The sequence below is a fragment of the Enterobacter cloacae complex sp. CDL013 genome, from assembly GCF_049238805.1.
Taxonomy (GTDB): Bacteria; Pseudomonadota; Gammaproteobacteria; order Enterobacterales; family Enterobacteriaceae; genus Enterobacter; species Enterobacter hormaechei_C.
In genome coordinates this window covers 215,775-229,163 of sequence record NZ_JBMKGT010000002.1, presented here as the reverse complement: position 1 = coordinate 229,163, position 13,389 = coordinate 215,775, and the positions used below count along the sequence as shown (strand labels likewise).

Below are 13,389 nucleotides of genomic sequence, written 5' to 3'. Positions count from 1 at the left end.
GTTGTGGTGTAACTTACGGATTAATCGCTATCTGCGCAATAACTTGCTGATCATTAAGTGCGATAACGCTTAATGTCCCGTCTTCATACATGCCGTAGCTTGCCGGGTTGCCGCCTTTAGGAATGCTGACAGACCCGGGGTTAAAGTGATAAAACGCCCCGCGCTTTTCCGCCACCGGAATATGAGTATGACCATAAACCAGGACATCGCCAGCGGCGAGTGACGGCAGGTTATCCGGGCCGAACAGGTGCCCGTGGGTCAGGAACAAACGGCTGTTTTCCATCAACACCTGTTGCCAGGGAGCGGTAATGGGAAAATGCAGCAGCATCTGGTCAACTTCACTGTCACAGTTGCCGCGAACGGCGATAATGCGCGAGGCAAAATGATTAAGTTTTTCCGCCACCTGCGCGGGAGCATAGCCTTCCGGCAACGCATTGCGTGGGCCGTGATTTAACACATCGCCCAGGATCACCAGCCATTGCGCCCCGCTTTGGGCGAACAGAGAAAGCACGCGTTCGGTCGCGGGCAGCGATCCATGAATATCCGACGCAAACATCAGTTTCATCAGTTACTCCTCGGGAATACAGACTGCCCCTATCATACCTCAAGCGTCCCGTCTTATCAGCCCGCGCGCTTAGCAGAGAGTGCCAGATAGCGCTGTACCGACGCGCGTTGCCACTGGAATGTGGCGTAATCCACCAGCAGTTGTGGGACGTCATCCCCGTTGAGGATCAGGCGATTGAGCATCAGCGCCAGATCGATGTCGGCAATACACCACTCGCCAAACAGGTTGGGGTTACCCTGCGCCAGCAGCGATGACGCAGTTTCAATCAGCTTCCGGGCGCTGGATAAGCCTTCCTCACTGAGGGCGGGCTTTTTGACGCTAGCGAACACCACGTCCGTGGAGCGTTCTGTGCGAATCGGCACCAGGTCGCTACGCAGCCACGCCTGGATCTGGCGGGCGCGGGCGCGCTTTTGCAGATCGTGAGGATAGATGCGTTCCCACTCAGGCGGGGCAAATCGGTCCTCAAGGTACTCGTCAATCGCCGAAGATTCACTCAACTCAAAACCGTCGATCTCCAGCACAGGGACACGGCGGGTGAGCGCGTAGCCCTGCCACTGAGGCTTCAGGTGTTCGCCGCTGTCCAGGTCAACGGTTTTCAGAGTAAAAGTAAGCCCCTTTTCTGCCAGCGCCACATAAACGCTCATGACATAAGGAGAAAAAAAGTTCGCATCGGACCACAACGTTATTACAGGCTGGCTCATAACATCCTCTTCGGCTGATCGGTTTTCACTCAACATATAATCTCTTTGCCTCGCTGTCACTTGATGAAAACTCACGATTTACAACAAGCACCTATACTGATTTTTCATGGCAACACTATTCGCACTGACAGGAGTTGAGAATGATAGATCTCTATTATGCCCCCACCCCTAATGGCCATAAGATCACACTCTTTCTTGAAGAAGCCGAAGTGGACTACCGGATCATTCGCGTGGATATCAGTAAAGGCGACCAGTTCCGCCCCGTTTTTCTGGCCATCTCGCCCAACAATAAAATTCCGGCCATCATTGATAACCTGCCCTCTGACGGCGGCAAACCGTTAAGCCTGTTTGAGTCCGGAGAGATTTTGCTCTATCTGGCAGAGAAAACCGGCAAGCTCCTGAGCGGTGAGTTGCGCGAGCGTCATCACACGCTGCAATGGTTATTCTGGCAGTCGAGCGGCCTCGGGCCGATGCTGGGGCAGAATCACCACTTTACGGCCTATGCGCCGCAGACGATCCCTTACGCCATTGAGCGATATCAGGTCGAAACCCAGCGCCTGTACGGGGTACTGAACCGTCGGCTGGAAAAATCACCGTGGCTGGGAGGTGAGCATTACAGCATCGCAGATATCGCCTGCTGGCCGTGGGTCAACACCCATGAACGCCACCGGATCGACCTGGCCACTTATCCGGCGGTGAACAACTGGTTTGAGCGCATCCGGACCCGCCCGGCCACCGAACGCGCCATGCAAAAAATCCATCAGATTTGATCCTGCGCCCCGTTGGGTGCAGGTGTTCTCCTCATGTATGATGAGGTGAAAATACTGACACGGAGAAGACCTGCAATGTCCCAGCATGACGCTATTATTCGTATAAAAAACTTACGCTTACGCACGTTCATTGGTATCAAAGAGGAGGAGATCGCGAATCGCCAGGATATCGTGGTGAATGTGGTGATCCACTACCCGGCAGACAAGGCGCGCGCCAGTGAAGACATCAATGACGCGTTGAACTATCGCACGATCACCAAAAGCATCATCCAGTACGTAGAGAACAACCGTTTTGCGCTACTGGAAAAATTAACTCAGGATGTGCTCGACATCGCACGCGAACACCACTGGGTCACTTATGCTGAAGTGGAGATCGATAAACTTCACGCCCTGCGCTACGCCGACTCCGTCTCCATGACGTTAAGCTGGCAGCGCCAGGCGTAAACCTGGAGGTTGTATGAAGATCCTGCTCACCGGCGGTACGGGCCTGATTGGTCGCCATCTCATTCCACGTTTGCAGGCGTTGCATCACGACATTACCGTGGTCACGCGCAGCCCGGAGAAAGCGCGCCAGGTGCTGGGCACCGGCGTTGAGGTCTGGAAAGGCCTGGCGGAAAGGCAGGATCTGAACGGCTTTGACGCCGTCATCAACCTTGCAGGCGAACCAATCGCCGATAAACGCTGGACCGAAGAGCAAAAACAGCGTTTATGCAGCAGTCGCTGGAATATGACCGAAAGGCTGGTTGAGCTGATTCGCAACAGCGAGACGCCGCCCTCGGTGCTGATTTCAGGCTCTGCTACAGGCTACTATGGCGATCTTGGTGAAGTGGTGGTGACCGAAGAAGAGCCGCCGCACAACGAGTTTACCCATAAACTCTGCGCCCAATGGGAGCGTATCGCCTGCGGGGCGCAGAGCGATAACACCCGCGTCTGCCTGCTGCGCACCGGCGTGGTGCTTGCTCCGAAAGGCGGTATTCTCGGTAAAATGTTGCCGCCGTTTAAAATGGGGCTTGGCGGGCCCATCGGAAACGGTCGTCAGTATCTGGCGTGGATCCATATCGACGATATGGTCAACGGTATTCTCTGGCTGCTGGATAACGACCTGCGCGGGCCGTTTAACATGGTGTCTCCGTATCCGGTACGTAATGAGCAATTTGCTCATGCCCTGGGTCATGCCCTGCATCGCCCGGCGGTGCTGCGCGTGCCTGCGACGGCGATTCGTCTGCTGATGGGTGAGTCTTCGGTGCTGGTACTGGGCGGGCAGCGCGCGCTGCCAAAACGGCTGGAAGCGGCCGGGTTTACGTTCCGCTGGTATGACCTGGAAGAGGCGCTGGGGGATGTGGTGCAGTGAATATGTTAGAGTTATACGCCATGTCTGGATGATATGGCGTAACTATGGCAACCATCACCACAACCCGGCTTAACCTCACCCCTTTCGAACCTTCTGACTGGGCATTCTTCCGCTCTCTGCGCGAAGACCCCGCCATCATGCGCTATATGGCCGCTATTACACCGGAAAAAGAGACGCGCCGCGTATTTGCCGCACGCCTGATGGCGGAGCATGTCTTTGTGATCCGTCTGCATAACGACGTTACGCCGCTCGGGGATATCGGCCTGCAAATCAGTGCGGCGAACCGTGAAGAGGCGGATATTGGCTACACGGTTGTGCCTGCCGCGCAGGGAAAAGGCATTGCCAGCGAAGCGCTGCGCGCGGTGTGTGAGTATGCATTTAACCAGACGGGCGTGAAGGCGATAAACGCGTACGTGCTGGCGGATAACGTCGGGTCGGTGCGGGTCCTTGAGAAAGCGGGTTTTGTGCGCACGCAGGTGCTGGAGAAGGCGTACGAGATTAACGGCGTACGGTATGACGACTGGGTGTATCGGCTCGAGTGTTGAATGCCGGGCGGCACTGCGTTTGCCCGGCCTACGGTTTTTGTAGGCCCGGTAATCGAAGCGCCACCGGGCAATTGGGCGGCTCTGCGGCCTGATGCCCTCACCCCGGCCCTCTCCCACAGGGAGAGGGAGAAAGGCCAAACCTACTTCAACGAGCCTTTCAGGAACTGCTGCAAACGCGGGCTTTGCGGGTTCGCCAGCACCTCGTCCGGATGACCCTGCTCTTCAATCTTGCCCTGATGCAGGAAGATAACGTGGTTAGAAACGTTACGGGCGAAGCCCATCTCGTGCGTCACCACCACCATTGTTTTGCCCTCTTCCGCCAGCTTCTGCATGATGCGCAGCACTTCGCCAACGAGTTCAGGATCCAGCGCGGAAGTCGGTTCGTCAAACAGCAACACTTCCGGCTCCATCGCCAGCGCACGGGCGATAGAAACACGCTGCTGCTGCCCCCCTGACAGGTGCACCGGATATTTGATCTGCTGCCGCTCGTCGATACCCACTTTCGCCAGGTATTTGACCGCACGCTCGCGGGCTTCCTGCTTGCTTAAGCCGAGCACCTGAACCGGCGCTTCCATCACGTTCTCCAGCACCGTCATGTGGCTCCAGAGATTGAAGTGCTGGAACACCATTGTCAGACGCGTACGCAGCAGGCGTAGCTGATTTTTATCCGCCACTTTAAGCTGGCCGTCTTTATCACGGACCATGTTGATGTTCTGTCCGCTCACCACAATCGACCCTTCGCTCGGCTTTTCGAGGAAGTTGATGCAGCGCAGGAAGGTACTTTTACCCGAACCTGATGAGCCGATAATACTGATCACGTCGCCCGCGTTAGCCTCCAGCGACACCCCTTTCAGCACTTCATGTTCGCCGTAGCGCTTGTGCAAATCAATTACGTTTAATTTGTTCTCAGCCATCATAAATTCTCAGTGCGTCGACGGTTTTATATGCTGCAACCAGCGTTTTTCAGCCTTACGGAACAGGCTGATCAGGACGTAAGAAATGATCAAATAGAGCACTGCCGCAATGCCAAACGCCGTAAACGGCTGGTAGGTGGCAGAGTTAATATCGCGGGCAATCTTTAACAGATCCGGTACCGTGGCGGTAAACGCCAGTGCCGTCGAATGCAGCATTAAAATCACTTCGTTGCTGTACGCCGGCAGCGCAATACGCAGCGCCGAAGGCAGAATAATACAGCGGTAGAGCTTCACGGACGAGAAGCCGTACGCGCGCGCCGCCTCGATCTCACCGTGCGGCACAGAACGGATGGCCCCGGCGAAGATCTCGGTGGTATAGGCGCAGGTATTGAGGGTCAGCGCCAGCACCGTACAGTTCAGACCGCTGCGGAAGAACGCATTCAGCATTTCAGTGCCTTTTACGATCTCAAGCGTGTACATCCCGGAATAGAACACCAGCAGCTGTACGTACAGCGGCGTACCGCGAAACACGTAGGTGAACAGACAGATAGGGAACTGAATAAATTTATTGTTCGACACGCGGCCAATGGCGAGAAACACCGCCAGAATGCCGCCCATTACCACCGAGGAGATCAGCAGCCACAGCGTGATCGCCACGCCAGTAAAGCGGTAGCCATCCGTCCAAAGCAGGGATTTCCAGTACTCCTGAATAATCTCAATCACAGGTCAGCCCTCTTCACACCCACGGAGTAGCGACGTTCGAGCAGAAGCAGCACACCATTGGAGACGGTCGTAAAGACCAGATAGATTACGCCGCAAACCACCGCAAAATAGAACGGTTCCCAGGTGCTTTTACCTGCCAGCTGCGTGGCCTTCACCACATCTTCCAGACCCAGCAGGGAGACCAGCGCCGTTGCCTTGAGAATAACCTGCCAGTTGTTCCCGATGCCCGGCAGCGCGTAGCGCATCATGGCCGGGAACATGATCCGGCGAAACGTTTGTGAGGAGGTAAAACCGTAGGCGGTCGCCGCTTCAATATGCCCTTTCGGCACGGCCATGTAAGCGCCGCGGAAAGTCTCAGTGAAATAGGCACCGTAGATAAAACCAAGGGTAATAATACCGGCCACCATCGGGTCGATATCGATCTGCTCCATGCCGATGGCATCCGTTACGCCGTTAAGTGCGATTTGCAGGCCGTAAAAGATCAGCAGCATCAGCACCAGGTCAGGCACGCCGCGAATCAGCGTGGTATAGCCTTCAAATATCAGCGCCAGCGGTCTGTTGGCGGATAATTTTGCCCCCGCGCCCGCCAGGCCTATCAGCACCGCCAGCACCACGGAGCTGATAGCCAGCTCAAGGGTGACAAGCGCGCCCTGTAAAATAACGCCAGAAAATCCGTACAGCATACCGCGTGCCCTGTCGTCTCGTGAGTGGTGGAACCGTGTCTTTTCCCCTCCCGGAACGGGAGGGGCCGCACGTTATCAGACGGGGCGATTAGCCGCCGTAAACATTAAAATCGAAGTACTTTTTCGCCAGCTTGTCGTAGGTGCCGTCCGCGCGCATCTCGGCGAACGCTTTGTTCAGGGCTTCACGCAGTTCGTTGTCTTCTTTACGCAGGCCCATACCGGTGCCAACGCCAAAGAGTTTTTCGTCCTTAATGGACGGACCGCCGAACTTGTAATCTTTACCCACAGGCTGTTTCAGGAAGCCTTCGCTTGCTGCCACTTCATCCTGGAATGCTGCATCAATGCGGCCTGCCGTCAGGTCTGCGTAGATGTTTTCCTGGCCCTGGTAAGAGACAATTTCAATCCCCTTTGGCGCCCAGTGCTCGTTGCCGTAGGTTTCCTGCGTAGTACCCTGCAACACGCCCACGCGTTTGCCTTTCAGAGATTCAAGGGTTGGCTGAATGTCAGAGGATTTCGCCACCACCAGACGTGAGTCCGCCGCGTAGAGTTTGTCCGTGAAGGCAATCTCCTGCTGACGTTTTTCTGTGATGGACAGGGAGGACATGATCACGTCAATTTTCTTCGCTTTCAGAGACGGGATTAGCGCATCCAGCGGGTTTTCAACGTAGGTACATTGCGCTTTAATGCGTTTGCACAGCTCGTTAGCCAGATCGATGTCAAAACCGACCAGTTCCCCCTTCGCATTCTTCGATTCGAAAGGTGCATAGGTTGGGTCAGTTCCAATACGAATTTTCTGCGGAATTGCTGCGAATGCCGCGGTGGCGCTGGAAAAAGCCAGTACCAGAGAAAGTGACAACACCAGTTTTTTCATATCTGTCCTCAACAAACTGTCTTAATACGAGATTTTTACGACGACGGGGTGTTGCTAATGTGCCATTAATCCCCTCATTCAGGCAAAGATTAATGCCTTTGAACGGGAATTTTTGCATTATAAATGCTTAACTATGCACACAGCGATCCAGCATGGTGCATGCGTTGCACCATACTGGAACACAACCCCGCAGAGATGCACCACTTCAGGGCATCTCATTCAGGCATTAATCACCGTAGACGTTGAAATCGAAGTATTTCTTCGCCAGTTTGTCGTAGGTACCGTCTTTACGCAGCTCATTAAACGCTTTGTCGAAGGCGGCTTTCAGCTCGGTATCATCCTTACGCAGGCCAATACCGGTACCGTCGCCAAAGTATTTTTTGTCTTTTACCGACGGGCCGGCAAAGGCGTACTCTTTACCCGCAGGCTGTTTCAGGAAGCCTTCGCTCGCGGCGACTTCATCCTGAAACGCGGCATCCAGACGGCCTGCCGCCAGGTCAGAGTAGATCAGATCCTGGTTCTGGTAAGCCACCACATCGACGCCCTTCTCGCGCCAGTTTGCATTGGCGAAACCTTCCTGGGTCGAGCCCTGAAGCACGCCAACATGTTTGCCTTTCAGCGAGTCGATGGTCGGCTGGATTGGCGAGCCTTTCGCGGCAATCAGACGTGAGTCGGCAGCGTAGAGCTTCTCAGAGAAGGCAATCTCCTGCTGACGTTTTTCCGTGATGGAGAGAGAAGAGATAATGGCATCAATTTTCTTGGCTTTCAGCGACGGGATCAGCGCGTCAAAGTCACTGCCCACCCATGTGCATTTCACTTCCATGCGTTTGCACATCTCATTTCCCAGATCGATATCAAACCCCACGAAGTCGCCTTTCGCATCCTTGGAGGAGAATGGCGCGTAGGTTGCGTCTGTACCGATACGAACTGTCTGTGGAAGCGCTGCATAGCTACTTGTTGCCGCACTCAAGCCCACGAGCAAAGACAGAGCCAGAACCGTCTTCTTCATACATTTACCCTCAAGAACCGTGATTTTATTATGGTTTATGTTGTGTGTTGTGTTGCAGGCTGCTCTTGCAGGTCTTATGCCACATTGTCGTCGGGATAAAACTACGACGTTAAATATGTTAATAAAACGTTGCGATACTGCCTTAATGGTGAAAGATAGCAGGTCTGCCGAACGAACCGGAAAGAGAAAAAAAGAAAAAGCGAATTAAATGTCGAGGATATGATCGCGGTTGCAGTTTTGCCCTGAAACAGGGCAAATTGTCTTTTCATGCACCTTGTTTGTGCACAGCTTCACGCCCCCTGCCAGCGGGTAAAGAGATCTTCCGGCAGGTCGATATCGAACTGATCCAGCACGCGGTTAACGGTCTGGTTGATGACATCGTCCAGCGTTTGCGGACGATGATAGAACGCGGGGACCGGCGGCATAATCACGGCCCCCAGTTCGGCTGCCTGCGTCATTAAACGCAGATGTCCCAGGTGCAGCGGCGTTTCCCGCACGCAGAGCACCAGAGGACGACGCTCTTTCAGCACCACATCCGCTGCACGCGTCACCAGCGTATCGGTATAGCTGTTTACAATGCCGGAAAGGGTTTTAATCGAACAGGGCAAAATAACCATGCCAGCCGTTTTAAACGAGCCCGAAGAGATGCTGGCGGCGATATCGCGGGCATCGTGGACAACGTCAGACAGGGCCTGAACGTCGCGCAGAGAGAGATCGGTTTCAAGAGAGAGGGTCTGACGCGCCGCCTGGCTCATCACCAGATGGGTTTCTACGCCTGCAACGTCACGCAGCACCTGTAACAGCCGGACGCCATAAATCGCGCCGCTGGCACCGCTGATCCCTACAATGAGTCGTTTCATGATTTTCGCCCTTGCTGATTTCAGGGCAGACTGTGCAGGATTTTACTGGGAGTTGCAAGTGAGGGCGAGCGCCCTCACCTGCATACGCATCAACCTTCGTTGTGCATCTCTAAGCTTTCGAGATCGTTTTGCAGCTGGACGGCTTTCGCATCGTCGTTACGCAGAGAATCCAGATAGTCGAGATACTGCTGGTCAACGTCTTTCGTCACGTAGATCCCATTGAATACTGAGCATTCGAACTGCTGAATATCCGGGTTCTCGGCGCGCACCGCGTCGATCAGATCGTTCAGATCCTGGAAAATCAGACCGTCGGCACCGATGATCTGCCGGATTTCGTCTACTTCACGACCGTGAGCAATCAGCTCGTTAGCGGTTGGCATATCAATGCCATACACGTTCGGGAAGCGAATTTCCGGCGCTGCGGAGGCAAGATACACTTTCTTCGCCCCGGCCTCACGCGCCATCTCGATGATCTGCTCAGACGTCGTGCCGCGCACAATGGAGTCGTCCACCAGCAGCACGTTCTTGTCGCGGAACTCGGCGCGGTTAGCGTTCAGCTTACGACGTACTGACTTACGACGCAGCTGCTGGCCCGGCATGATAAAGGTGCGGCCCACGTAGCGGTTTTTCACGAAGCCCTGACGGTACGGCTTGTCCAGAATACGGGCAATCTCCAGCGCGATATCACAGGAGGTTTCAGGGATTGGGATGACGACGTCGATGTCGAGATCGTCCCACTCGCGGGCAATCTTCTCGCCCAGCTTCGTCCCCATATTGACGCGCGCGCTGTAAACGGAAATCTTGTCGATGAACGAGTCCGGACGCGCGAAGTAAACGTATTCGAACAGGCACGGGTTGCTCACCGGATTGTCGGCGCACTGACGGGTAAACAGCTGGCCCTTCTCAGTGATGTAGACCGCTTCGCCTGGCGCGACATCACGCAGGAATTCGAAGCCCAGAGTATCCAGCGCCACGCTTTCGGAGGCAACCATGTACTCGGAACGGCCATCGCCGAGATCACGTTTACCGAGCACCAGCGGGCGAATGCCGTTTGGATCGCGGAAGGCTACCATGCCGTGACCGATGATCATCGCCACGCAAGCATACGCGCCACGGATCTGGCGATTAGTCGCGGCAACGGCAGCAAAAATGTTGTCTGCTTCCAGCGGATAATGGCGGAAGTTATCCAGCTCGCTGGCAAAGATATTGAGCAGGATTTCAGAATCAGAGGTGGTGTTAATGTGGCGACGTTTCTCTTCAAACAGCTTTTTACGCAGCTCGTGGGCATTGGTCAGATTGCCATTGTGGGCAAGCGTGATGCCATACGGGGAGTTAACGTAAAAAGGCTGAGCCTCAGAGGCGCTGGAACTGCCAGCAGTAGGATAACGAACGTGACCGATCCCCATATTACCTTGCAGACGCTGCATATGGCGGGCTTCAAATACATCGTTTACCAGGCCGTTCGCCTTGCGTAAACGGAAGCAGTTGTTAGCATCAATGGTGATGATACCCGCAGCATCCTGCCCACGGTGCTGAAGCACCGTTAACGCGTCATAAATCGACTGGTTTACCGGCATGAAACCGGCGATACCGACAATACCGCACATTCGTCTTTTCCTCGTTAAGCCACATCTCAGGGTTTATGCCCTGGGCAAGAAACTCGACGAGCTTTGCAGATAGTCAAAGAACCATCTGATGATGAAGCTGAACTCCGGAATGAGCTGCGATTTTTGCCAGTCTTCACTTTTGGAGAACCCGGTAAAGGTATCCAGGAAGAACAGGATCGCGGCCACAATGAGCACGCCTCGCAACGCGCCGAAACAGATGCCGAGCACCCTGTCCGTTCCTGACAGACCGGTTTTCTCGACCAGCTGACCTATCACGTAATTGACGATAGCGCCGACAATCAGCGTCGCGATAAACAGCACCGCGATGGCGATTCCGTTTCGGACCAGTTCATCTTCAAAGCCCGTGAACCAGACAGACAGGTAAGTGTAGTAATGACTGGCAACAAAGAAAGCACAACCCCAGGTTACCAGCGATAACGCTTCACGAACAAAGCCACGGATCAGGCTAACCAGACAGGAAAAACCAATCACCGCAATGATGGCGTAATCAATCCAGACCATATGTGTCCCACGATTTAACGCCCTGTCATCCAGTTCGGGGCGAATTCTAACAGAAAAAGAAAACGTTTGCGTAGGGATTTCCTTCCCACGCGTAAATAAAAAAGGCGCTGAAAAAATGCTCAACGCCCCGCACCTTTGACGTTTCTGTGAACGTCTGCCTCCCCCTCACCTCGGCCCTCTCCCTCAAGGGAGAGGGAGTAAACCGACCCCTCGCCCCTTTGGGGAGAGGGCCAGGGTGAGGGGATAATTTCTATCAGTTGGCGCTGTAGTTCATCACCACACCGCTCAGGCCGGAGATTTGCTTCAGCTCGCCAAGCGAACCTTTGAGCTTATCTTTCGACGCATCCGGCCCCACGAGGATACGCGTAATTTTACCCTGTACCGGCGTGGTGGGTGAAGTATAAACACGGTATCCCGCGCCGCGCAGTTTACTCACGATCTCATTGACCTTATCTGCATTTTTCAACGCACCGAGCTGAACGACATAGGCTTTGCCGGTAGGGGCCGCGTCCTGTTTTGCCTGCGGTGGCGTTTCTGAAGCGGCTGCCAGTTGCTCGGCCGCTTTATCCCGCTGCGGTTTCGGCTGCGGCTTCTCCACCGGTTTCGGCTTCTCAACAGGCTTAGGCTGTTCTACCGGCACCGGATCAATCTCGATGTTATTGTTCGTCGCCAGGCGCGAGGGATCGAGCGACGGCGCGGCTGCATCACCTGCGCGCACCTCTTCCGCTGCGCCTTCTGGCGGCTGGGCAGGCAGCGCCTGCGTTGCCGCTGGCAGCATATCGGGCTCGTCGCGATCGCCCGGTTTGGGTACCAGCGGAATGGCCGCAAATTCATCCTGGTAATGCTTTTTCTGCCCGTCGAGCAATCCCGGGAGAATAATCACCCCGAGCGCGACCAGCACAATGGTTCCTGTTAAACGGTTCTGAAACTTACTCGCCACCGGTTCTCCCCGCGTCCATCACTTCCATGACATGTGCCACCGTGTGGAATGACCCACACACCAGCACGGTATCTTCTGGTTTAGCCTCCGCCATCGCGGCACGCCAGGCCGAAACCACACTGCTGTAGATTTCGCCTTTGCCGAGATGTTCCATCAACTGCTCAGCAGTCGCGCCGCGCGGCCCTTCCAGAGGAGCACAATACCAGCTATCGACCACACTCTCCATGCAGGCCAGCGTGCCGCCGATATCTTTATCATGAAGCATACCGATAACCGCCAGCACGCGCCCGGTTTTTGGTAACGATTTGAGACGTCCTGCGAGGTACGCCGCCGCATGCGGGTTATGTGCAACATCCAGAATCAGACGCGGTGACTCACTCACAATCTGAAAACGTCCCGGTAACAGTGCGTTCTGAATGCCATCGCGGATTGCCTGCTCGCTTACCGCTAATCCGCTGGCGCGCAGTGCCGCCAGCGCGGTCGCCGCGTTAGGCTGTGGCACCTGCGGTAGGGGCAGACTCTCCAGCACGCCCTGCGCATCGCTGAAGCGCCAGCCGTTGTCCTGCACCTCATACTGCCAGTCCACGCCGCGACGCAGCAGACGAGCGCCCTTCTCTTTCGCTACCTCAGCGATGGTATGTGGCATGTCCGGTTCGCCTACCACGGCAGGCTTATTGGCCCGGAAAATACCGGCCTTCTCACGGCCAATGCTCTCGCGGTCCGGGCCCAGCCAGTCGGTGTGATCCAGCGCGATGCTGGTGACGACGGCGACATCCGCATCCACCATATTGGTGGCATCCAGACGCCCACCCAGCCCCACTTCCAGGATCACCACGTCCAGCTGCGCCTGCTTAAACAGCCACAGCGCCGACAGGGTGCCGTATTCGAAATAGGTTAATGAGGTTTCGCCGCGCGCCGCTTCGATAGCGGCAAACGACGCCGTATGGGCCGATTCCGCCAGCTCGGTGTTTTGCACCCGCACGCGCTCGGTATAGCGCACCAGATGCGGCGAGCTGTAAACGCCAACTTTGTACCCCGCCGCCATCAGGACAGATTCCAGCGTGCGGCAGGTGGTGCCTTTACCGTTAGTGCCGGCGACGGTAAACACGAAAGGCGCGGGTTTCAGCACGTCAAGACGCGCGGCAACCTGGCTTACGCGCTCAAGGCCCATGTCGATAGTTTTACTGTGCAGGTTTTCCAGATAAGAAAGCCACGCGGCCAGGGGCGACGTGGCTTGAGGAATGCTTTTATTTTCCATGATGCCCGGTTGTCATTAACGGTTTAGAAAGCAAAAGGGCAGCGCCATTCGGCCCTGCCCTTTTCAGTTA

Annotated in this window: 16 protein-coding genes; 4 read left to right on the top strand and 12 right to left on the bottom strand. The window is 55.3% G+C overall.

The features are described from left to right. Positions 1-13: 13 nt before the first annotated feature. A complete protein-coding gene (gene yfcE / locus ACOTXD_RS04150; RefSeq protein ID WP_017692997.1) occupies positions 14-565 on the bottom strand; it encodes a phosphodiesterase in 552 nt (183 codons plus the stop codon). A 56-nt stretch (positions 566-621) separates the two neighbouring features. Next, the gene (yfcF, locus tag ACOTXD_RS04145; RefSeq protein WP_061856639.1) at positions 622-1,266 is read right to left on the bottom strand and encodes a glutathione transferase; all 645 of its coding nucleotides are present in this window, start codon (positions 1,264-1,266) and stop codon (positions 622-624) included. Between the two features lie 140 nt (positions 1,267-1,406). Here yfcF and yfcG point away from each other — a divergent pair, with 140 nt between their 5' ends. From yfcG to ACOTXD_RS04125, 4 genes are all read left to right on the top strand, one after another. Then, a complete protein-coding gene (gene yfcG / locus ACOTXD_RS04140; protein ID WP_045337677.1) occupies positions 1,407-2,036 on the top strand; it encodes a GSH-dependent disulfide bond oxidoreductase in 630 nt (209 codons plus the stop codon). Positions 2,037-2,111: 75 nt separating this feature from the next. Continuing rightward, positions 2,112-2,480 carry a dihydroneopterin triphosphate 2'-epimerase gene (gene folX / locus ACOTXD_RS04135; RefSeq protein ID WP_003861432.1) on the top strand — a complete coding sequence of 123 codons (369 nt, stop codon included), beginning with the start codon at positions 2,112-2,114 and terminating at the stop codon, positions 2,478-2,480. A 13-nt stretch (positions 2,481-2,493) separates the two neighbouring features. Further along, on the top strand, positions 2,494-3,387 hold the full coding sequence (locus ACOTXD_RS04130) for a TIGR01777 family oxidoreductase (RefSeq protein WP_058675091.1): 894 nt from the start codon (positions 2,494-2,496) through the stop codon (positions 3,385-3,387). A gap of 44 nt (positions 3,388-3,431) precedes the next feature. Then, the gene (locus tag ACOTXD_RS04125; protein WP_023325002.1) at positions 3,432-3,932 is read left to right on the top strand and encodes a GNAT family N-acetyltransferase; all 501 of its coding nucleotides are present in this window, start codon (positions 3,432-3,434) and stop codon (positions 3,930-3,932) included. 140 nt (positions 3,933-4,072) lie between these two features. On the opposite strand, the gene hisP is transcribed toward ACOTXD_RS04125, so the two are convergent. The 10 genes from hisP to folC form a co-directional block, all read right to left on the bottom strand. Further along, positions 4,073-4,846, bottom strand: coding sequence for a histidine ABC transporter ATP-binding protein HisP (gene hisP, locus ACOTXD_RS04120; RefSeq protein ID WP_003861426.1), 774 nt, complete (start codon positions 4,844-4,846; stop codon positions 4,073-4,075). A 9-nt stretch (positions 4,847-4,855) separates the two neighbouring features. Then, positions 4,856-5,569, bottom strand: a complete 714-nt coding sequence (locus ACOTXD_RS04115) for an ABC transporter permease (RefSeq protein WP_061856641.1) — start codon at positions 5,567-5,569, stop codon at positions 4,856-4,858. After that, positions 5,566-6,252, bottom strand: coding sequence for a histidine ABC transporter permease HisQ (locus ACOTXD_RS04110; RefSeq protein WP_015572256.1), 687 nt, complete (start codon positions 6,250-6,252; stop codon positions 5,566-5,568). The genes ACOTXD_RS04115 and ACOTXD_RS04110 overlap by 4 nt, the downstream gene beginning before the upstream one ends. Positions 6,253-6,340: 88 nt before the next feature. After that, the gene (gene hisJ / locus ACOTXD_RS04105) at positions 6,341-7,123 is read right to left on the bottom strand and encodes a histidine ABC transporter substrate-binding protein HisJ (protein WP_003861421.1); all 783 of its coding nucleotides are present in this window, start codon (positions 7,121-7,123) and stop codon (positions 6,341-6,343) included. A 226-nt stretch (positions 7,124-7,349) separates the two neighbouring features. Then, positions 7,350-8,132 (bottom strand): lysine/arginine/ornithine ABC transporter substrate-binding protein ArgT, encoded by a 783-nt coding sequence (argT, locus tag ACOTXD_RS04100; RefSeq protein ID WP_048244586.1) that lies wholly within the window; start codon positions 8,130-8,132, stop codon positions 7,350-7,352. A 290-nt stretch (positions 8,133-8,422) separates the two neighbouring features. Then, complete coding sequence (locus tag ACOTXD_RS04095; protein ID WP_023314587.1) at positions 8,423-8,992, bottom strand: UbiX family flavin prenyltransferase; 570 nt, start codon at positions 8,990-8,992, stop codon at positions 8,423-8,425. 89 nt (positions 8,993-9,081) lie between these two features. After that, positions 9,082-10,599, bottom strand: a complete 1,518-nt coding sequence (purF, locus tag ACOTXD_RS04090; protein WP_008502595.1) for an amidophosphoribosyltransferase — start codon at positions 10,597-10,599, stop codon at positions 9,082-9,084. A gap of 33 nt (positions 10,600-10,632) precedes the next feature. Further along, the gene (gene cvpA / locus ACOTXD_RS04085; RefSeq protein ID WP_000262116.1) at positions 10,633-11,121 is read right to left on the bottom strand and encodes a colicin V production protein; all 489 of its coding nucleotides are present in this window, start codon (positions 11,119-11,121) and stop codon (positions 10,633-10,635) included. 253 nt (positions 11,122-11,374) lie between these two features. Continuing rightward, the gene (gene dedD, locus ACOTXD_RS04080; protein WP_003861412.1) at positions 11,375-12,061 is read right to left on the bottom strand and encodes a cell division protein DedD; all 687 of its coding nucleotides are present in this window, start codon (positions 12,059-12,061) and stop codon (positions 11,375-11,377) included. After that, positions 12,051-13,319 carry a bifunctional tetrahydrofolate synthase/dihydrofolate synthase gene (folC, locus tag ACOTXD_RS04075; protein ID WP_017692992.1) on the bottom strand — a complete coding sequence of 423 codons (1,269 nt, stop codon included), beginning with the start codon at positions 13,317-13,319 and terminating at the stop codon, positions 12,051-12,053. Before folC ends, dedD begins: the two co-directional genes overlap by 11 nt. Positions 13,320-13,389 lie beyond the last annotated feature (70 nt).